The 19,238-nt window shown below is 39.6% G+C and carries 19 protein-coding genes; 11 read left to right on the forward strand and 8 right to left on the reverse strand.

Annotation, left to right across the window (positions count from 1 at the left end; genetic code table 11):
* Positions 1-4 precede the first annotated feature (4 nt).
* From ACZ430_RS09855 to ACZ430_RS09870, 4 genes are read right to left on the reverse strand one after another with little or no spacing between them, the layout of a single operon-like run.
* Positions 5-748, reverse strand: a complete 744-nt coding sequence (locus ACZ430_RS09855; RefSeq protein WP_297213303.1) for a prepilin peptidase — start codon at positions 746-748, stop codon at positions 5-7.
* Positions 736-1,050, reverse strand: coding sequence for a hypothetical protein (locus ACZ430_RS09860; RefSeq protein ID WP_297213301.1), 315 nt, complete (start codon positions 1,048-1,050; stop codon positions 736-738). The genes ACZ430_RS09855 and ACZ430_RS09860 overlap by 13 nt, the downstream gene beginning before the upstream one ends.
* A 1-nt stretch (position 1,051) precedes the next feature.
* Entirely contained in the window at positions 1,052-2,401 is a 1,350-nt protein-coding gene (locus ACZ430_RS09865) for a TatD family hydrolase (protein WP_297213298.1), read from the reverse strand.
* Positions 2,398-3,600, reverse strand: a complete 1,203-nt coding sequence (locus ACZ430_RS09870; protein WP_297213296.1) for a 2,3-bisphosphoglycerate-independent phosphoglycerate mutase — start codon at positions 3,598-3,600, stop codon at positions 2,398-2,400. The genes ACZ430_RS09865 and ACZ430_RS09870 overlap by 4 nt, the downstream gene beginning before the upstream one ends.
* Before the next feature lie 200 nt (positions 3,601-3,800).
* Between ACZ430_RS09870 and ACZ430_RS09875 the strand changes: the two genes are divergently transcribed.
* Entirely contained in the window at positions 3,801-4,574 is a 774-nt protein-coding gene (locus tag ACZ430_RS09875) for a slipin family protein (protein ID WP_297213292.1), read from the forward strand.
* Positions 4,561-5,283: a TVP38/TMEM64 family protein gene (locus ACZ430_RS09880; protein ID WP_297213289.1), complete on the forward strand. Its 723-nt coding sequence runs from the start codon at positions 4,561-4,563 to the stop codon at positions 5,281-5,283. The genes ACZ430_RS09875 and ACZ430_RS09880 overlap by 14 nt, the downstream gene beginning before the upstream one ends.
* Before the next feature lies 1 nt (position 5,284).
* Here the strand turns inward: ACZ430_RS09880 and ACZ430_RS09885 are convergent, their stop codons facing one another.
* Genes ACZ430_RS09885 through ACZ430_RS09900 form a run of 4 tightly spaced genes read right to left on the reverse strand, consistent with a single transcriptional unit; the run spans position 5,285 to position 7,959 of the window.
* Complete coding sequence (locus ACZ430_RS09885; protein WP_297213286.1) at positions 5,285-6,262, reverse strand: beta-ketoacyl-ACP synthase III; 978 nt, start codon at positions 6,260-6,262, stop codon at positions 5,285-5,287.
* A complete protein-coding gene (plsX, locus tag ACZ430_RS09890) occupies positions 6,222-7,259 on the reverse strand; it encodes a phosphate acyltransferase PlsX (protein WP_297213283.1) in 1,038 nt (345 codons plus the stop codon). Before plsX ends, ACZ430_RS09885 begins: the two co-directional genes overlap by 41 nt.
* A 9-nt stretch (positions 7,260-7,268) precedes the next feature.
* Positions 7,269-7,448, reverse strand: coding sequence for a 50S ribosomal protein L32 (gene rpmF / locus ACZ430_RS09895; protein ID WP_297213280.1), 180 nt, complete (start codon positions 7,446-7,448; stop codon positions 7,269-7,271).
* Positions 7,441-7,959 (reverse strand): YceD family protein, encoded by a 519-nt coding sequence (locus ACZ430_RS09900; RefSeq protein WP_297213277.1) that lies wholly within the window; start codon positions 7,957-7,959, stop codon positions 7,441-7,443. Before ACZ430_RS09900 ends, rpmF begins: the two co-directional genes overlap by 8 nt.
* 175 nt (positions 7,960-8,134) lie before the next feature.
* Between ACZ430_RS09900 and pyrR the strand changes: the two genes are divergently transcribed.
* The 9 genes from pyrR to purD are packed head-to-tail and all read left to right on the forward strand — an operon-like array spanning position 8,135 to position 19,199.
* The gene (gene pyrR, locus ACZ430_RS09905) at positions 8,135-8,665 is read left to right on the forward strand and encodes a bifunctional pyr operon transcriptional regulator/uracil phosphoribosyltransferase PyrR (RefSeq protein WP_297213274.1); all 531 of its coding nucleotides are present in this window, start codon (positions 8,135-8,137) and stop codon (positions 8,663-8,665) included.
* Positions 8,662-9,570, forward strand: a complete 909-nt coding sequence (locus ACZ430_RS09910; protein WP_297213271.1) for an aspartate carbamoyltransferase catalytic subunit — start codon at positions 8,662-8,664, stop codon at positions 9,568-9,570. Before pyrR ends, ACZ430_RS09910 begins: the two co-directional genes overlap by 4 nt.
* Positions 9,571-10,881, forward strand: coding sequence for a dihydroorotase (locus tag ACZ430_RS09915; protein WP_297213268.1), 1,311 nt, complete (start codon positions 9,571-9,573; stop codon positions 10,879-10,881).
* On the forward strand, positions 10,878-11,969 hold the full coding sequence (gene carA / locus ACZ430_RS09920; RefSeq protein ID WP_297213265.1) for a glutamine-hydrolyzing carbamoyl-phosphate synthase small subunit: 1,092 nt from the start codon (positions 10,878-10,880) through the stop codon (positions 11,967-11,969). Before ACZ430_RS09915 ends, carA begins: the two co-directional genes overlap by 4 nt.
* 18 nt (positions 11,970-11,987) lie before the next feature.
* Positions 11,988-12,227 carry a hypothetical protein gene (locus ACZ430_RS09925; RefSeq protein ID WP_297213262.1) on the forward strand — a complete coding sequence of 80 codons (240 nt, stop codon included), beginning with the start codon at positions 11,988-11,990 and terminating at the stop codon, positions 12,225-12,227.
* A 1-nt stretch (position 12,228) separates the two neighbouring features.
* On the forward strand, positions 12,229-15,495 hold the full coding sequence (gene carB / locus ACZ430_RS09930; RefSeq protein WP_464910585.1) for a carbamoyl-phosphate synthase large subunit: 3,267 nt from the start codon (positions 12,229-12,231) through the stop codon (positions 15,493-15,495).
* Positions 15,492-17,039, forward strand: coding sequence for a bifunctional phosphoribosylaminoimidazolecarboxamide formyltransferase/IMP cyclohydrolase (purH, locus tag ACZ430_RS09935; protein WP_297213256.1), 1,548 nt, complete (start codon positions 15,492-15,494; stop codon positions 17,037-17,039). Before carB ends, purH begins: the two co-directional genes overlap by 4 nt.
* A 1-nt stretch (position 17,040) precedes the next feature.
* Positions 17,041-17,937 (forward strand): protoglobin domain-containing protein, encoded by an 897-nt coding sequence (locus tag ACZ430_RS09940; RefSeq protein ID WP_297213253.1) that lies wholly within the window; start codon positions 17,041-17,043, stop codon positions 17,935-17,937.
* Positions 17,934-19,199, forward strand: coding sequence for a phosphoribosylamine--glycine ligase (purD, locus tag ACZ430_RS09945; RefSeq protein ID WP_297213250.1), 1,266 nt, complete (start codon positions 17,934-17,936; stop codon positions 19,197-19,199). The genes ACZ430_RS09940 and purD overlap by 4 nt, the downstream gene beginning before the upstream one ends.
* The last annotated feature ends 39 nt before the right edge of the window (positions 19,200-19,238 follow it).

A 19,238-nucleotide genomic window follows, 5' to 3' on the forward strand; every position in this document is an offset into this window, starting at 1 on the left:
AACCTTATCGTAAATACCAATCTAAAATTTTATCAGCCATGAACAGGCTTACTAAAGCTCCTATGGCAAGATAAGGGCCGAAAGGGATTTTTCTGTTGCCAGTTTTTTTGAGAATTATTATGCCAATGATAGAACCCAGAAGGCTTCCTATAAAAATGGTAAGAACAGCTGATTTCCATCCCATAAATGAACCAACTGCCGCATTGAGTTTGATGTCTCCACCTCCCATGCCTCCTCTGCTTATTATTGATATGAGTAGCAGACTACCACCACCAACGAGGATTCCTATAATAGACTCTATGAGCCCTTCTGAAAGATTTGAAAACCCATGAGGTATGAGAGATACAATAAGACCAATAGCTATTAGAGGAATAGAGATTGTATCGGGAATAATCTGGAAATCAATATCTATGAAAGATATTACTAAAAGAGCCGATATAAAGATTAAAACAAATGGTAATATCAGAGTAAGTCCAAAATTAAGAAATGCTAAGACATAAAGGACGCCATTCAAAAACTCTACCAGCGGATATCTGAGGGATATGGAATCTCCGCAGTATGCACATTTTCCCCTGAGAAAAAAGTAGCTAAAAATAGGAATATTGTGATAAGGCTTTATCTTGTTTTTACAAGAAGGGCAGAAAGAAAAGGGTTTTATTATTGATATCTGTCTTGGTATTCTGTAAATGCACACATTTAGAAAAGAGCCAACTATTAGACCAAAGACAAATAAAATCAAAACCTCCATCGGCTTATCTCCTCAAGCTCCGTCAATTTTTTCCTTTTGTCTTCTATTTCTGCCTCTAACTCCCTTACTTTTCTAATTAAAGTTGTTATTTTTTGATTTTCCCCTGTGTCTGTTTTAGAGTTTTCGCATACTTCTTTTCCTATCTCTCTTAGAAACTCATCTCTCTTTTCGGCAAAGGTATTTATCTCAGCGGTAATCTTGATTACATTTATCTCAATTTTAATTCTCTCAGAGATAATCTCTGCCCAGAATTTAATTGTTTTTAATCCTCTTAAGAAATCTTTTTTTATTGAGTTAATCACTTTATCCTACCTTGTCGAGATGCCTTATTTTTAGCTTCACACCAAGGGAATTGGCAATTTCCCTGCATTTATCTATGTCTATCTCCGGTAGATTTACAAGAGTAACCTGAACATATGGAACATTTTCCTTAGCATCTTTTATGAAATCAATAACTGCCTCGTAGGCATTTGGATACATAGGCTTGCAGATTTTATTGTAAGTTTCTCTGTCCTGAGCATTAAGGCTTATGGAGATGGAATCTATTAAACCTTTAAGTTCTGGTAAAATTCTCCTGCCGTGAATGATGTTTCCATGACCATTTGTATTAACTCTGACCCTTCCTCCTTTTTCCTTAATCCATTTTGCCACTTCTTTTATTACGTCAAGCCTTAAGAAAGGCTCACCGTAACCACAAAAAACAATTTCTCTGTAGTTTTTAGGGTTCTCTATTGCTCTGATTAAATCCTCCACAGATGGTTCATTTTCAAGTCTCAAATTATGTCCTTTTACATAGTCTGTGTGGAATCTTACACAGAATTTACATACATTGGTGCATCTGTTTGTTATATTGAGATATAGAGAGTCTCTTATTTTATAGGCTATCTCTCCTTTTGGAGTTTCTCCTATTTGGAAAAGTCTCATAGTATTGATAGTTGTTATTCTCTGAATGTCTTCAAAGGAGACCTCTCTAAGCTCTGCCAAGGCTTGAACTGTATATTTTAGGAGAGCTGGTTCATTTTTTCTTCCTCTGAATGGTTCTGGTGCAAGATAGGGAGCATCAGTTTCTACCAATAAGTATTCATCTGGAACAAATCGGGCTACTTCTTTTATCTTTTTTGAGTTTTTAAAGGTCACAACTCCTGAAATAGATATGAACATACCTAATTCAATAGCTTTTTGTGCCTGATAGACATCTCCACTGAAACAGTGCATAACTCCTCTCTTTATACCTGAAGACTTTAGAATCTCGAAGGTATCCTCAAAAGCCTCCCTTGAATGTATAACAACAGGTAAGCCAAGTTCATTTGCAACTTCAAGCTGTTCTTTAAAAGCCTTTTGCTGAGTTTCTTTTGGAGAGTGATTGTAGTGATAATCTAAGCCAATTTCTCCGATAGCCACTACTTTCGGATGTCTGCTGAATTCAAATATTTTATCCCTGAGCTCTTCATTCCAACTTACTGCTTCATGGGGATGAATTCCCGCTGTTGCATATACAATAGGATTTTTTTCGGCAATCTGTAAGATTTTGTCGAGACTTTCTGGGTCTGAAGCAACAGAAATTATTTTTGTTACGCCTGCTTTTTCTGCACGTTTTATAACCTCTGAGACTTCTTCTCCGAACATTTCAAGATGGCAGTGGCTGTCAATCATGCGCCAAACTTCCTCAGTCTGAGAGAATTGGCAAGCACGAGAGGCATTATTGCAGTTGCAGGAATTATACCAAGCTCGCCTTTCAAACACTCTCTCTCGGTGAAGGAAGATACAGTGCCACCCAGCACATAAGGAGATTTTATGAGAAGAGGAACAGGATGCCAGCTGTGTGACTTAAGAAGTGAGGGAGTGCTGTGGTCTCCTGTAATAACAAGGACATCAGGCGATAACGATAGAATTTCTGGAATAAAAGCATCAAATTCTTCTATTTTCTTCACTTTACCCTCAAAATTTCCATCTTCTCCATAGGAATCAGTCTTTTTTATGTGAAGAAAAATGAAGTCAAATTCACTGTATACCCTCTTAACCGTTTCAATCTCCTCTTTTATGTCGCCTTCTACGGCAACTGCTTTCATGCCGAGAAGTTTAGTTATTCCTCTGTACATGGGATAAACTGCTACTGAACAAGCTTTAAGTCCAAATCTCTCCTCAAAAGGAGGTATGTGTGGTAAGGCTGAAAAACCCCTTAAAAGAACAAAATTAGCTTTTTCTTCATGTTTTAATATCTCGCTGGCTTTTCTAATGAATATCCCTGCAATCTGTGCAACTCTTTTAGATTTTTCATTTAGAGGAGAGGGTTCAGCCGGAGGCTTTCCCTCTTTCTGAGGGTCTGTATCTGAAACCATTGCTTCTTCTTCGGTAATGTTGTCTGGGAATCTCATCACGAGGCAAAATCTGTGTTCTTTACCAGGGCTTAGGATGAGTCTCACCCCATCGATTTCTTCAATTTCTTTAGCAAGCCTTTCAGTGAGTTCTTTATTTTTTTCAGTTGGGATTCTCCCAGCTCTTCTGTCAGTTATCACTCCATCCTTTATGGTTGCGTAATTACATCTGATTGCAACGTCTGTTTTATGTAAATCTATACCCTGTCCTGAAGCCTCAAGCACACCTCTTCCTATTTCGTATTTCAGTGGGTCATAACCGAAAACGCCAAAATGACCAGGCCCGCTTCCCGGTGTGATTCCGTGTGAGACAGGTATGTGCAGTCCGCAAGCAGAGGTTTTTGCAAGACTATCCAGATTAGGTTTTAATGCTGCCTCCAGTTCTGTCTTGCCATTAATTGGAAGACCACCAATACCATCAAGAATTATAAAAATTATCTTCGAACTGTTCTTTTGAACTAAAGAAGAGAAGTTCATTAATATTCCTCCTGTAAAACCAATCTAAAAAGCATAATTAATAATAACAGAAAAGGCTTATTCATTTAAAACAATAACCTCAATAAGAAATAGGAAGCTCTTATGTTTTCATTTATCAGCTGATTTGTAGGAAAAAATATTAACGCTTTCCGTGTAGCAAAGTATGTTAAAATTGTAAATAACAATCAGAGGAGGTGTTTATGTTCTTTGAGACTTCACTGCTTTCATTGATTGTAATAATTTTTCTGGCTTTTTACGTTTTAAGCAGTGCAATCAAGATTCTAAAGGAATATGAAAGGGGTGTTGTTTTCAGGCTTGGAAGAGTTATACCCGTAAAGGGTCCTGGACTTGTCTTAATATGGCCTGTCATTGACAAGATGGTTAAGGTAAGTTTGAGAATCGTCACAATGGATGTGCCAGCACAGGATATAATTACAAAAGATAATGTCTCTGTTAAGGTCAATGCGGTTGTTTATTTCAGGCCAATAGACCCTATCAAAGCAGTAACAGCTGTTGAGGATTTCTACTATGCCACAAGCCAGATTGCCCAGACAACTCTGAGAAGTATACTTGGACAGAGTGAGTTGCAAGACCTTCTTACAAATCGTGAGCAGATAAATGCAGAGCTTCAGCATGTCATTGACTCTCAGACAGAGCCTTGGGGAATCAAGGTAACTGCTGTGGAAGTAAAAAATGTAGACCTTCCGCAAGAGATGCTTAGAGCAATGGCAAGACAGGCCGAAGCAGAAAGAGAAAGAAGAGCCAAAATTATTCATGCCGAAGGAGAACTTCAAGCTGCTGAAAAACTCACTGAGGCAGCAAGAATTATATCTTCTGAACCAGCGGCACTTCAGTTGAGATATCTTCAAACTTTAAAGGAAATTGCTTCTGAGAAGAACTCTACCATTCTTTTCCCCTTACCAATGGACTTAATATCACCATTTCTGGAGAATTTAAAGATTGATAAAAAATAAGATTACTCTGAAGGCACTGCTGAGGCTTTTGCTCCTTGCAGTGCTTCTTTCTTTAATCATTTTTTTTCTCTATGAGTCTGGTTTAGTTGAATTTTTTCTAAATGAGGAAAAACTCAAGAGCTTCATCAACTCTTTAGGTCCCCTTGGTTTTGCTGGATTTATAATACTTCAGGCTTTTCAGGTAGTTGCTGCTCCAATTCCTGGGGAGGTCACGGGCTTACTTGGTGGATATCTTTACGGAACTTTAGGCGGAGCAATTCTTTCAACTATCGGCCTTACTCTTGGGTCGGTTTTTGCTTTTATGCTGGGAAGAATTTTTGGAAAACCCTTTGTTGAGAGGGTTGTTGACCCGTTGATTTTAAATAAATTTGACTATCTACTTCATCATAAGGGAGCTTTTCTTGTTTTTTTTCTTTTTTTAATTCCCGGCTTTCCAAAGGACTATTTGAGTTATTTTTTGGGATTAAGTAGACTTTCCCTTCTTGAGTTTACAGTCATTGCAGGAGTTGGTAGGCTTTTAGGAACAGTTTTACTTTCTTTGGGAGGAAGCTATCTGAGGCATCACGAATATGAAAAGTTTTTCAGACTTGCCGGCATAGCAGTTGTAATAATGGTAACAGTATGGTTATTCAAAGACAGAATAGAAAGATTATTCCGAATATGGCACATCCATCGATATAAAAAAGATAAGGAAAAGAGAAAAGGCTAATTTACCATTTTATAAGTGCTGCACCCCACGTAAGCCCTGCACCGAAGGCAGCAAGCATCACATAATCTCCCTTTTTAATTTTTCCCATTTCTGCTGCTTCATCTAAAGCAATAGGTATTGATGCAGCCGATGTATTTCCGTATCTGTCAATATTTACCATGACTTTGTCCATTGGAAGTTCGAGTCTTTTTGCCATTGCTTGAATAATTCTTATGTTTGCCTGATGTGGAACAAGAAGTCCCAGTTGAGATGAAGTTATTCCTGCTTTCTTGAGAGTGGTTTCAACGACTTCCTCAAGAGTTTTAACGGCTACTTTAAAGGTTTCGTTGCCTCTCATTTTTATGAAATTTAGCCTTTCCCGTAGCACCTTCTCATCAACGGGCATTTTAGAACCACCAGCAGGCATGTGGATAAAATCCCACATTGTTCCGTCGGAGAATATGTCAATTACTTGGATTCCCTCATTTTTTCTTGTGCCTTCAAGAATTACCGCTCCTGCTCCATCGGCAAGTAAAACGCATATGCTTCTGTCTGTAAAATCGGTAAATCTTGAAAGAGTCTCTGCACCTATTACAAGAGCTCTTTTTGATGCTCCAGTCTTTATAAATTTTTCTGCTACAGACAGGGCATAAACAAATCCTGTGCATGCACCGTTTATGTCAAAGGCAACGGCATTTTTTGCACCAAGTTTCATCTGAAGTATACAGGCTGCTGACGGAACAAGCATGTCGGGAGTTACCGTTGCTAATACTATGAGGTCAATATCTTCGGGCTTCAGTCCTGCCTTTTTTAGGGCTTTTAGGGATGCTTCATAGGCAAGATCACTTGTTGCTTGCTCTGGAGAGGCTATTCTTCGTTCTTTTATTCCCGTTCTCTCTGTTATCCATTCATCGGATGTATCAACCATTTTTTCAAGGTCAAAGTTTGTAAGAACTTTTTCAGGAACATAAGAGCCTGTTGATACTACTCTTGCTTTCATCTATATCCTCCGTTGATTTTAGACTTTCTGAAATCCTTCTGTATATCTCCTTTTTTGCCATTTCTGTGGCAACTCTTATGGCATTTTTGATTGCTTTGGCTGATGACCTTCCATGACATATTAGGCTCGTTCCGTTTATTCCCAGAAGCAGAGCTCCTCCGTATTCTGAGTAGTCAACCTTTTTTCTGAAGCTTTTAACAGCTGGTTTTATCATCATGTATCCGAGTCGTCCTGTAATAAGGTCAGTAATTTCTCTTTTAAGCATTTTCATCAGTGCCTCTGCAAGTCCCTCACCTACTTTTAAAACTATATTTCCTACAAAGCCATCACATACTACAACATCAGCAGACCCAAAAAATATATCCTTTCCCTCTATGTTTCCAATAAAGTTAAGAGTCGTATTCTGAAGCATTTTAAAGGCTTCTTTTGTGGCTTCATTTCCCTTTGAGCCTTCCTCGCCTATGCTTAGCAGGGCTATTTTCGGTGATTTTGAATTGAAAAGAGCCTTATGATAGGCATCGCCCATAAAGGCAAACTGAAGAAGATGTTCGGCTTTGCAGTCTACATTTGCACCAGCATCAAGCAGTATAAAATGTCCTTTGAGACAGGGCATCACCGTTGCAATGGCAGGCCTGTCCACATTTGAAAGCTTACCAAGAAGGAGAAAGCTAAGAGCCATCATCGCTGCTGAGTTACCTGCACTGAGCACAGCGTCTGCTTTTCCTTCTCTTACGAGTTCGACAGCCTTTCTCATGGATGTATTTCTTCTTCTTATGGCTGTTGATATATTTTCATCCATGAGAATACAGTCATCGGTGTGGTGAATTGAGATTCTGCCCTTTAATTCCTTTTTTTCGGACAGAAACTCAGAGATTTTATCTTTATTGCCTACAAGGATAATCTCTATTTCATTATCTAAAGCTGCCTCGTAAGCACCTAAAATATTCACTTCGGGGGCAAAATCTCCCCCCATTGCATCAACGGCAATTTTTAACATTTTTTAAAGCTACTCTTCTACCTCTAAGAATTTTTTGCCCTTGTATGACCCACAATTTGGACAAACTCTGTGGGGAAGTTTAGGTTCCTTGCATTCAGAACACAGTGCAAGATTGGGAGCTACTGCTTTCCAGTTTGCTCTGCGTTTGTCCCTTCTTGAAGGGGTATGACGGTGTCTTGGATTAGCCATTTGCTTTTAACCTCCTTAAAAGTGATTGTAAAGCTGCAAATCTTGGGTCTATCTCTTTTATTTCACATCCACAGTCTTTTTCGTTCAAATCATTACCACAAACAGGACAGAGTCCTTTACAGTTTTCTGCACAGAGCGGTTTCATTGGTATATTCAGCAATATCTGGTCTCTTACAATGTCTTCCGTTTCAATTAGTCCATCTCTGTAAAAATCTACGTCCATCTCGTCCCTTTTAAGCTCTACAAGTTCATCCCGATTTAACTCTTCAACAGGATGATAGGTTATCTCAAATAGTGTTCTTATTGGCATAATGTAATCTTTTAAGCACCGGCTACATTGAAGTTCAACTTCTCCACTAACTACACCTTTTATGAAAACTTCTCTTTCTTTTTTTTCAACTCTCATAATAGCCTTAAAGGGCTTTAAGATTTTAATCCCTTCAAGTAAGGGCTTTTCTTCTACTTCAATATCCATACCTTCTTCTGGTATCTCAAAGACCTCGATTTTCATTTTAAGACCTCAAAAAATAAAATTCTCCCGCTTATCGGGAGATTTTTTATTGTAACAGAAAAATATTAAATTTTGTAAGCTTCGAATAGATTGGCTGAAATCAATGGATTAGGCGAAGTGTGCAAATTTTCTCAAAATCGTGTATAATTTATTGATTTAGGGTTTATCTTCTCCTATGGAAAAAGAACTTCTCAATGAGCAGGAAATAGAACGAATCCTTACAAGGATTGCCTACGAGATATTGGAAAAAAACAAAGGAGCTGAAAATATCTGTCTTGTGGGTATTGTAACGGGAGGTGTATATCTTGCCGAGAGACTTAGGAAAAAAATAAGCGATACCGAGAATATGGATGTGCCTGTAGGAGTTCTTGATATATCCTTTTACAGAGACGACATAAACCTTTCAAACAAGAGAAAATCAATTAAACCTACTAACATTCCCTTTAGCATCAATGAAAAAAAAGTTATCCTTGTTGACGATGTGCTTTACACTGGAAGGTCTACTCGTGCAGCCATGGATGCCCTTATGGATTTTGGAAGACCCGCAGAGATTCAACTGGCTGTTCTAATTGACAGGGGGCACAGAGAATTGCCAATAATGGCGAATTATACAGGAAAGTATATCCCCACTTCAAGAAATGAAAAAATAAAGGTTTATTTGAGAGAGTTTGCAGGAAAAGACTCAGTGGTACTGATAACGCCATGAAAGACCTCGTCGGAATAAAAGAACTTTCAAGGCAGACTATTGAGGAGATTCTCAATACAGCTAAGGCATTTAAAGAAGTTCTTCAGAGAGATATCAAAAAAGTTCCTACCCTTCGGGGTAAAACAGCAATAAATCTTTTCTTTGAGCCTTCTACCAGGACAAGAACATCCTTTGAACTTGCTGAAAAGCGTTTGAGCCTTGATGTGCTTAATTTTTCAGTAAGTATGAGCAGTGTTGTAAAGGGAGAGACCCTTTACGATACGCTGAAAACCATTGAAGCATACAATGTAGACTACATAGTAATGAGGCATTCTTCCTCTGGGGCAGCCAGATTTGTAGCAGAGCATACTCCTGCTTCTGTTATAAATGCCGGTGATGGAACAAACGAACATCCTACCCAGGCATTGCTTGATGCTTTCAGTATTCTTGAAGTTAAAGGAAGGCTTGATGGCTTAAAAATCGCTATTGTTGGTGATATACTTCACAGCAGGGTTGCCCGTTCTAATCTATATCTTCTTAGCAAATTTGACACTCAGATAAATTTCGTTGGTCCTCCAACTCTTCTGCCCTCCGATGCACCCGATAATGTAAGAATTTTTTATGACCTCAGAGAGGGAATAAGCGATGTTGACGTGGTGATGCTCTTAAGAATTCAACTTGAAAGACAGAAGGGCGCTTTCATACCCTCGTTGAAAGAGTATTTTCACATGTGGGGACTAAAGAGGCATGTCTTTTCGTATCTTAAAGAGGATGCTATAGTTATGCATCCGGGGCCCATGAACAGAGGTGTGGAAATTTCCACAGAAGTAGCAGACAGTTCCCGTTCTATAATACTTAGACAGGTTACAAACGGTATTGCTACAAGGATGGCTGTTATCTATTTTTTAACACCCAGGGAGGCTTAGTTGATTATCAAAATTTATAATGCCCATCTGATTGACCCATTTACAAATAAAGAAGGAATAGTGGATATAGTTATTGATAAGGGTATAATTTCTAAGGTTAGATTTAAGAGCAAATATCAGCCTTTTGCCAAAAATTTAAAAAATTCCGATTCAACCTTAGAAATAGATGCTAAAGACCTCTACGTTTTCCCTGGCCTTATAGATATGCACACCCATCTTAGAGAACCAGGCTATGAATACAAAGAGACAATCCGCACGGGTACTCTTGCTGCTGTTAGAGGCGGATTTACCTCTGTTTGCTGCATGGCAAACACAAATCCTGTTAACGACAATCCAGAGGTAACTTACTACATTCTTGCTAAAGCAAAGGAAGAGGGGAATTGCGATGTTTTCCCTATAGGTGCTGTAACAAAAGGACAGAAAAGTGAGGAACTATCAGAGATGGCCATGCTAAAGGAGGCAGGCTGTGTTGCCTTTTCTGATGATGGAATGCCTGTGATGAATTCAATGGTTATGAGGAGAGCCCTTGACTACTCAAAATCAGTAGGAGCTCCGATTATCTCTCACTGCGAAGATTTAAGCCTAAGTGAAGACGGTGTTATGAACGAAGGCAAGCTGTCTTTTCTCATGGGGCTTAAGGGAATAACGAAAGCCTCTGAGGAAGTCATGGTAGCGAGGGACATAATACTAAGTAAGTATTCTAAAGCTCCTTTGCATATTGCCCATGTATCGACACAAGGCTCTGTAGAGTTAATAAAATATGCAAAACAACACGGTATACCTGTAACAGCAGAGACTTGTCCCCACTACTTCACTCTAACAGAGGAAGCTGTGAAAGACTACAACACCAATGCGAAAATGAATCCTCCCCTTCGCTCTGAAGAAGACAAAGAAGCCATAAAAGAGGCTCTTCGGGATGGAACAATTGACGTTATAGCAACAGACCATGCTCCCCATCACATCGATGAGAAAAAAGTTCCCTTTCAGGAGGCTTTAAACGGAATATCAGGCCTTGAGACAGCTTTTGCCCTAAGCCTTGGTCTTGTTCACGAAGGAGTGTTAACTTTAAAACAGCTTATTGAAAAGCTTACTGTGAATCCCGCAAAAATCCTAAAGATTAAAAAAGAAGGTATAAAAGAAGGAGCATCAGCAGACCTTATTTTAGTCGATATAAACAGAAAATGGAGGGTAGACAAAGATAAACTGGCCTCACTTGGTAAAAATACGCCTTTTGATGGATGGGAACTCACTGGAAAGGTGTTAATAACAATAAAAGGAAAAAAATTTTTTGACATGAGGGAGTTATTGTGAAGAAAGCCATATTAGTTTTAAAAGACGGAACTGTATTTGAAGGTTTCTCCTTTGGGGCAGAGGGAGAGACCATAGGAGAAGTAGTTTTCAATACTTCAATGACAGGATATCAGGAAATCCTTACAGACCCTTCATACAAAGGACAGATTGTGGTTATGACCTATACCCAGATTGGAAATTACGGAGTAAATCATGAGGACATAGAATCCTCGGGCGTTCCAAAGGTAGAGGGTTTTGTCGTGAGAGAATACAAGGACTATCCAAGCAACTGGAGGTCAGAGGAAAGTTTGGGAGATTATCTAAGCAGGCATAAAATTGTTGGAATTCAAGGAATAGATACTCGGGCACTTACAAAACATCTCAGGGATAAAGGCGCTCAGATGGGAATTATATCAACAGAAGATACAGACCCTGTTAGTCTCCACGAAAAAGTTAAAGCCCATCCAGATATATCAGAGATTGACCATGTTAAAGCCATGATGTGCACAGAGCCCTATTGGTATCACAGGGAAGAGAACTCTCCTTTCTGTATAGTATACGATTACGGAGTAAAACTGAATATACTGAGAAATCTTAAACGAGTTGGCTTTTCTGTTTATGTTGTTCCGGGCACAACACCTGCAGAGGCTCTTTTGGAGATGTCTCCGAACTGTGTAATGCTTAGTAATGGGCCTGGTGACCCTCAGATTCTCTCCTATGCTGTAGATAATATTAAGAAAATTATTGGCAAAAAGCCTCTTTTTGGCATATGCCTTGGACATCAACTAATTGGACTTGCCTTAGGTGGAAAGACATACAAACTGAAATTCGGTCATCACGGAGGAAATCATCCCGTAAAAGATTTAAAGACTGGTAAGATTTCTATTACCGCCCAAAATCATAACTACTGCGTTGATATCGAGAGTGTAAAAGGCCAGGTAAGACTTACCCATAAAAATCTTTATGACGGAACAGAAGAGGGAATGGAGCACGTAGAGTATCCTGTTTTTTCCGTTCAACACCACCCCGAAGCAGGACCAGGACCTAATGATGCCCTTGATGTTTTTGAGAGGTTCAGGGAGATTGTAAGAGAATATGAGGGGATATAGGGAGAGTGGAGAAGGGTAATGTCAATAACCTATGATGAAGTATGGATTTCAACGATGCGGGAAATCAAAATATGCAAAGACTACATAAAGAGCTATGAAAAGCAGCTAAACGAGCTTGAAGAAAGGCTTAAAATAAAAGCCTCAGACATAACAGAAGACTTACTGAGCAATAAAGAGATTAAAAAACTTTATGAAACCAAGCTTGCTCTTGAGAGAGAAATAAAAAGACTAAAAGGATTGGAGGAGCTTTTAAGATAGTATGCCAAAAAGAACGGATATAAAAAAGATAATGATAATCGGTTCAGGTCCGATTATAATCGGACAAGCCTGCGAGTTTGATTACTCCGGTGCACAGGCCTGTAAAGCTCTTAAACAGGAAGGTTACAAGGTTGTTCTTGTGAATTCAAATCCTGCAACAATTATGACAGACCCCTCAATGGCAGACTCTACCTACATCGAGCCCCTGACTGCCGAAATTCTGGAGCTTATTATAAAAAAGGAAAGGCCTGATGCCTTACTTCCAACCCTGGGTGGACAGACAGCCCTAAATCTTGCCGTAGAGCTTGGTAATGCCGGTGTGCTTGATAAGTATTCGGTCGAGTTAATTGGCGCAAATCTTCAGGCTATAAAGAAAGCAGAAGACAGGCAGTTATTTAAAGATGCCATGGCAAAGATAGGTCTTGACCTACCTCGCTCAGCTGCTGTATGTAGCCTCAAAGAGGGACTCGAGGTAATAGATTGGATTGGTTTTCCAGCCATACTGAGACCTGCCTTTACTCTGGGAGGCACAGGAGGTGGTGTGGCATACAATATTGAGGAATACAAAGAACTTCTTGACAGGGGGCTCAAACTTAGTCCGGTAAGTCAGGTGCTTGTTGAGGAAAGCTTGTTAGGCTGGAAGGAGTTTGAGCTTGAAGTAATGAGGGATAGGGCAGACAATGTAGTAATAATCTGTTCCATTGAAAACTTTGACCCCATGGGAGTTCACACAGGCGACTCCATAACGGTTGCGCCTGCCCAGACACTTACAGACAGAGAGTATCAGATAATGCGTGACAGCGCCATAAAAGCAATAAGAGAAATCGGTGTTGATACAGGAGGAAGTAACATTCAGTTTGCCGTAAATCCTAAAAATGGCAGGATGGTCATAATAGAGATGAATCCTCGCGTGTCCCGTAGTTCTGCCTTAGCAAGTAAAGCCACAGGCTTTCCAATAGCAAAAATAGCTGCTAAGCTTGCTGTAGGCTACACCCTCGAGGAAATACCAAATGATATTACTAAGGTTACACCCGCAAGCTTTGAACCCACCCTTGACTATGTGGTTGTTAAAATTCCCCGTTTTACCTTTGAGAAATTTCCCGAGGCAAATCCTATTCTTACAACGCAGATGAAATCTGTAGGCGAGGTAATGTCAATAGGAAGAACTTTTAAAGAAGCAATTGGCAAGGCAATTCGTTCTCTGGAAATAGGTTCCTATGGATTTGAGGAAGTTGAGGCTTCCTCTGATGAGATAAGATGGAGAATTAAAAATCCTAATGCCGAAAGACTCTGGTATATTGCTGAGGCAATAAGAAGAGGATTTAGTATAGATGAGATATATGAACTTAGTGGAATAGACCGATGGTTTCTTAACAACATAAAGGAGATTGTGGAGATTGAAGGCCGTCTTAGAAAACTTCAATTCAGTGCGACCGATGAGACTCTCAAAGAAATTATATTTGAAGCCAAGCAAAATGGACTTTCAGACAGAAGAATAGCCTCACTTTTAAAGAAATCAGAGGAAGATATAAGGCAGCTAAGAGAAAGGCTTGATATAAAACCTGTCTACAAACTCGTTGATACCTGTGCAGCCGAGTTTGTTGCATATACACCTTATATGTATTCAAGTTATGAGAGAGGTTTTTACACAATAGCTTTAAGTCATCAGAGTGAATTCCTAAAGGATTCCGATGCTCCACCGACGGAAAATAAAGATAAAGTAATTATTCTTGGTTCAGGTCCGAACAGAATAGGTCAAGGAATTGAGTTTGACTACTGCTGTGTTCACTCAGTATTTGGCTTGAGAGAACTTGGATATGAAACAATAATGATTAACTGTAACCCCGAGACAGTAAGCACCGATTATGATACCTCCGACAGACTTTACTTTGAGCCTCTCACCCTCGAAGATGTTTTACATATAATTGAGAGAGAAAAGCCTTTAGGTGTGATACTTCAGTTCGGTGGACAGACACCTCTTAAACTTGCAAAAGCTCTCGAAGCTCATGGAGTTAATATTCTCGGAACAAAGGCTGATGCTATTGACAGAGCAGAAGACAGGAGACGTTTTAAAGAGCTTGTTGATAAACTCGCTCTTAGACAACCTCCCAGTGGAACGGCAACTTCTCTTGATGAGGCTCTTAAAATTGCCAGTGAGCTTGGCTATCCCATATTGGTTAGACCTTCTTATGTTTTAGGTGGACGGGCCATGGAGATAGTATACGATGAAGAGTCTTTGAGAAGATATATGAGAGAAGCAGTTAAAGCCTCTGAAGACCATCCAGTGCTCATTGATAGATATCTTGAAGATGCTATTGAAGTAGACGTAGACGCAATCTCCGATGGAGAGGATGTGGTTGTAGCAGGCATAATGCAACATATTGAGGAGGCTGGAATTCACTCGGGAGACTCAGCCTGTTCTCTGCCACCTTATTCACTTTCCAAGGAGATTATAAATAAGATAAAAGAGGAAACGATTGCCATAGCAAAAGAGCTTGAAGTCAAGGGGCTCATGAATGTTCAGTATGCAATCAAAGACTCTGATATATATGTCCTTGAGGTAAATCCAAGAGCATCAAGAACCATTCCGTATGTTAGCAAAAGTATAGGCATTCCACTTGCCCAGCTGGCAGCCAAGATAATGGTTGGCAAGACTCTTAAAGAACTTGGGTTTACGGAGGATATAAAAACTCCCTATGTAACAGTAAAAGAAGCCATATTTCCTTTTGATAAATTTCCCGAGGTTGACATAATACTCGGTCCTGAGATGAAGTCAACCGGTGAGGTAATGGGAATAGATGAAGACTTCGGTCTTGCCTATGCTAAGGCTCAGATGAGTGCTATGGGCAAGATTCCTCTAAACGGCAAAGTCTTCATAAGCGTAAAAGATAAAGACAAGGCACAGGTATTGAACATTGCAAAGGAATTTATAGAGCTTGGTTTCACAGTAATAGCAACGCACGGAACAGCAAATTATCTGATAGATAAAGGTTTGACTGTGGAAAAAATCAACAAACTTCAGGAAGGAAGACCAAATGTTCTTGACCTGATTAAAAACAGGCAGATAAGCTTTATTATAAATACAGTTTTTGGAAAGCAGGCGCAGCGAGATTCAATGTACATAAGAAGAGGAGCTCTTCAGTATAAAATTCCCTATACAACAACTATCTCTGGTGCAAATGCAATTGTAAGGGCAATAAGAAGATTAAAAGAACATCCTGTAAGTATAAAATCAATTCAGGAATATCACAGGGAGGTGCGGGGGTGATTAAGAGGGCTTTAATTAGTGTGTCTGACAAAAGGGGCGTAGTTGAGTTTGCAAGCGAATTAAGCAGATTAGGCGCAGAGATACTTTCAACAGGAGGAACAGCTAAGCTTTTAAGAGAGTCTGGAATTAGAGTAATAGACGTCTCTCAGCACACAGGCTTTCCAGAGATAATGGACGGAAGAGTGAAAACTCTCCATCCACTAATTCACGGAGGCATTCTGGCAAGAAGGGATAACAAAGATGATATAGAAGCTATGGACAGGCTTGGTATTAAGCCAATTGACATGGTTGTGGTTAATTTATATCCGTTTGAAGAGACAATAAGCAAGGAAGGAATAACACTCGAAGAGGCCATTGAAAACATTGACATCGGTGGTCCTACAATGCTTAGGGCTGCAGCAAAAAACTACAGAGATGTAGTAGTTGTTGTTGACCCCGATGACTATCCTTCAGTAATTGAGGATTTAAAAAAAGAAGGACTATCCCTTGAAAGAAGATTTGAAATGGCAAAGAAAGTTTTTGCTCATACGGCAAGATATGACGCTATAATAGCTGATTACTTTGAAAAAACAGTCTCTCCAATGGCAGACTCATTAGCCTACAGAGATGAATGGACAGTTCCGCTAAAAATGGTAAGAACTTTGAGATACGGAGAGAATCCCCATCAGAGCGCAGCTCTATATGCTCTAAGGGAAAAGCCTTCTTTGATAGATGCGGAAATCCTTCAGGGAAAAGAGATGTCTTTCAATAACTATCTTGACACCCATTCGGCTGTTCTTCTCGCTGCCGAGTTTGATGAACCCGTATGCGTAATAGTAAAGCATAACAATCCCTGCGGAGTTGCAATAGGAGAAAACCTGTATGAAGCTTATAAGAAAGCTTTCGAATGTGACCCTGTAAGCGCCTTTGGTGGAATAATTGCCTTTAACAGGACAGTTGACAAAAAGACAGCTGAAGAGGTTGTTCTTACTTTCTACGAGGTGGTTGTAGCGCCAGATTTTAAGAGAGAAGCCGTTGAAGTTTTTGGAACAAAGAAAAACCTGAGAATTCTTAAATTTCCTGCTTTGAACGGAAAAATTGTTCCTTCTGGTTTTGACCTGAAACGCATACTGGGTGGCTTCATTGTTCAACAGTGGGATGCGCATACTGATGAGCTGTCACAGCCTAAAGTGGTTACCAAAAGGCAACCAACAGAAGATGAGTGGAAGGCTCTTAAGTTTGCCTGGAAAGTATGTAAGCACGTAAAATCCAATGCCATTGTCTATGCCAGAGAGGACAGGACAGTAGGTCTTGGAATTGGTCAGACAAGTAGGGTGTTTTCGGTTAAAATCGGAGCAATGCACGCTTTGAGTCCCCTGAAAGGGACAGTAGTAGCCTCTGACGGATTTTTCCCTTTCAGAGACAACATTGACGTCCTTGCACAAAATGGCGTAACTGCAATAATTCAGCCTGGTGGTTCTGTAAGAGACCAGGAAGTCATTGATGCAGCAAATCAATACGGTATGGCAATGATATTCACTGGAATTAGACATTTCAGGCACTAAGATGAGACCGTTTAAAGAGATTAAGGCAAACTATTATTTTACAAGAGACGATGAAAGAAGGCTTGTTGAACTTAAGCCTTTGATGGAGAAAAGAGTTGATAAGGCCGTAGAAGCTCTTTATCAGTGGATAAACACTACCGAGTCAGCAAAGAGAGTTTTTAAAAATGAGTCTCTCCTAAGGCATGTAATGAAGCTTATTCGTGTGTGGTTTATTAATCTTTTCTCTGGAAAATACGACAACTACTACTACGATAACCTAATCCGAATAGGGCAAAGACATGAAAAAGTAGGCGTAGAACCCCATTTCATGATAAGAGCTATCAACATAATCAGAAATGCCTGTGCCGATATAGTATGCGAAGAAGTTGACCTAATAGAAGACAGAGATAAATATCTGATAACAATCAATAAAATTCTTGACATAAACCTGGATGTAATAACCTCGGCATATCTTGAAGAAGAAGTAAAGGGATATTCAGCAGCATACAGGGTTAGGGGAAGAATTGTAAGATTCGGCGAGATGTTTGCTCAACTGACAAGTGTAGCGTTAATCTTAGGGTTAATTTTTCTTACAGGAGCTGTAATGTATCTCTGTGCGAGGGATATATACGAAATATTTACAGGAAAGCTTGAACAAACAATAGTCACAGCCCTCGGCTCTGTTTTAATCCTCTGGGTCATGCTTGAGTTAATAAACACAGAGATAGCCCATTTACGAGGCGGAAAATTTAAGATAAGCGTATTTGTTGGTGTTGCCCTTGTTACAACAATAAGAGAGGTTATGATTGCCACTTTGAAACACGAAAGCATCGAATTCATAGCTGCCCTTGTGGCATCGGTTCTTGTCATAGGTGTCATATTCTGGTTAGTCAAAAAGACAGAGGAGGATAGAAGATGAAAGTTTTAGTTATAGGCTCGGGAGGAAGAGAACACGCAATAGCGTGGAAACTTTCTCAATCGAGAGTTGTCGATAAAATATACTGCGCTCCCGGCAACGCAGGAATTGCCGAGATTGCCGAGTGTGTAGAGGTAGAGAGCAAAGACTTATCATCTCTGCTTGATTTCGTTAAATACGAATGGATTGACTTAACTGTTGTTGGTCCTGAAGAGCCTCTTGCTAAGGGTATAGTTGATATTTTTCAGAAAGAAGGACGAAAAATAATCGGGCCTACCAAGGCAGGCGCTCAGCTTGAAAGCAGTAAAGTCTTTGCAAAGGAGTTTATGAAAAGGCACAAAATTCCAACGGCCGAATACAAAGTCTTTACCTCTTATACGCATGCAGAAGAATACATCAGGCTTAAAGGAACGCCGATAGTAATAAAGGCTGATGGACTTGCTGCCGGTAAAGGTGTTTTTGTCTGTGAGAAATACGAAGAAGCCACAGAGGCTTTAAGATTAATAATGAAAGAAAAAATTTTTGGCGCTGCTGGTGAGAGAGTTGTAATAGAGGAATGTTTAAAGGGAAAAGAAGTGTCTTATCTTGTATTTACAGATGGTAAAAACATCCTGCCCATGGTAACTTCGAAAGACCATAAAAGACTTCTTGACGGCGACGAAGGCCCGAACACTGGAGGAATGGGAACATTAAGTCCAAATCCCATAATCACAGCTGAACTCGAAAAGGAAATCTTAAATACTGTAATAAAGCCAACTATAAAGGGATTGAGAGAAGAAGGAATAATTTACAGAGGAATTCTTTATGCGGGACTCATGATTGTTGAAAACAAGCCATATGTTCTTGAATTCAACTGTAGATTTGGAGACCCTGAAACACAGGTAATACTTCCTCGTCTCGAGACAGACTTACTTGATATTTTCATGGCCGTATGGGAGGGCAAACTGAATAAAATAGATGTGAAATGGAAACATGATGCCTCCGTATGTGTTATACTCGCCTCTGAGGGATATCCGGGTAAGTATAAAAAGGGCTCTCCTATAAAAGGTCTTGAAATGATAAAGGGCATTAAGGACATTGTTGTTTTTCATGCTGGAACGAAGTTTAATGAAAAAGGTGAAATTGTGACAAACGGAGGAAGAGTGCTTGGAGTTACAGCAATAGGGAAGGACATAGCTGAAGCAAGGCAGAAAGCATACGGAGCTATTGAATTAATAAAATTTGAAGGTATGCAATACAGAAAAGACATCGGATTGAACATTTAAGTTTATTTCTTGACACAAATATCGGCAATCTGTTAATGT

The organism is Thermodesulfovibrio sp. TK500a (assembly GCF_055381765.1).

Bases quoted from the DNA above. Each gene is read 5' to 3' on its own strand.
- ACZ430_RS09900 (WP_297213277.1), bottom strand. From the start codon at position 7,959: ATGAAAATCGAGGTCTTTGAGATACCAGAAGAAGGTATGGATATTGAA.
- ACZ430_RS09855 (WP_297213303.1), bottom strand. From the start codon at position 748: ATGGAGGTTTTGATTTTATTTGTCTTTGGTCTAATAGTTGGCTCTTTT.
- ACZ430_RS09865 (WP_297213298.1), bottom strand. From the start codon at position 2,401: ATGATTGACAGCCACTGCCATCTTGAAATGTTCGGAGAAGAAGTCTCA.
- ACZ430_RS09870 (WP_297213296.1), bottom strand. From the start codon at position 3,600: ATGAACTTCTCTTCTTTAGTTCAAAAGAACAGTTCGAAGATAATTTTT.
- plsX (WP_297213283.1), bottom strand. From the start codon at position 7,259: ATGTTAAAAATTGCCGTTGATGCAATGGGGGGAGATTTTGCCCCCGAA.
- carB (WP_464910585.1), top strand. From the start codon at position 12,229: ATGCCAAAAAGAACGGATATAAAAAAGATAATGATAATCGGTTCAGGT.
- ACZ430_RS09940 (WP_297213253.1), top strand. From the start codon at position 17,041: ATGAGACCGTTTAAAGAGATTAAGGCAAACTATTATTTTACAAGAGAC.
- ACZ430_RS09885 (WP_297213286.1), bottom strand. From the start codon at position 6,262: ATGAAAGCAAGAGTAGTATCAACAGGCTCTTATGTTCCTGAAAAAGTT.
- pyrR (WP_297213274.1), top strand. From the start codon at position 8,135: ATGGAAAAAGAACTTCTCAATGAGCAGGAAATAGAACGAATCCTTACA.
- ACZ430_RS09925 (WP_297213262.1), top strand. From the start codon at position 11,988: ATGTCAATAACCTATGATGAAGTATGGATTTCAACGATGCGGGAAATC.
- rpmF (WP_297213280.1), bottom strand. From the start codon at position 7,448: ATGGCTAATCCAAGACACCGTCATACCCCTTCAAGAAGGGACAAACGC.
- ACZ430_RS09875 (WP_297213292.1), top strand. From the start codon at position 3,801: ATGTTCTTTGAGACTTCACTGCTTTCATTGATTGTAATAATTTTTCTG.
- ACZ430_RS09910 (WP_297213271.1), top strand. From the start codon at position 8,662: ATGAAAGACCTCGTCGGAATAAAAGAACTTTCAAGGCAGACTATTGAG.
- purD (WP_297213250.1), top strand. From the start codon at position 17,934: ATGAAAGTTTTAGTTATAGGCTCGGGAGGAAGAGAACACGCAATAGCG.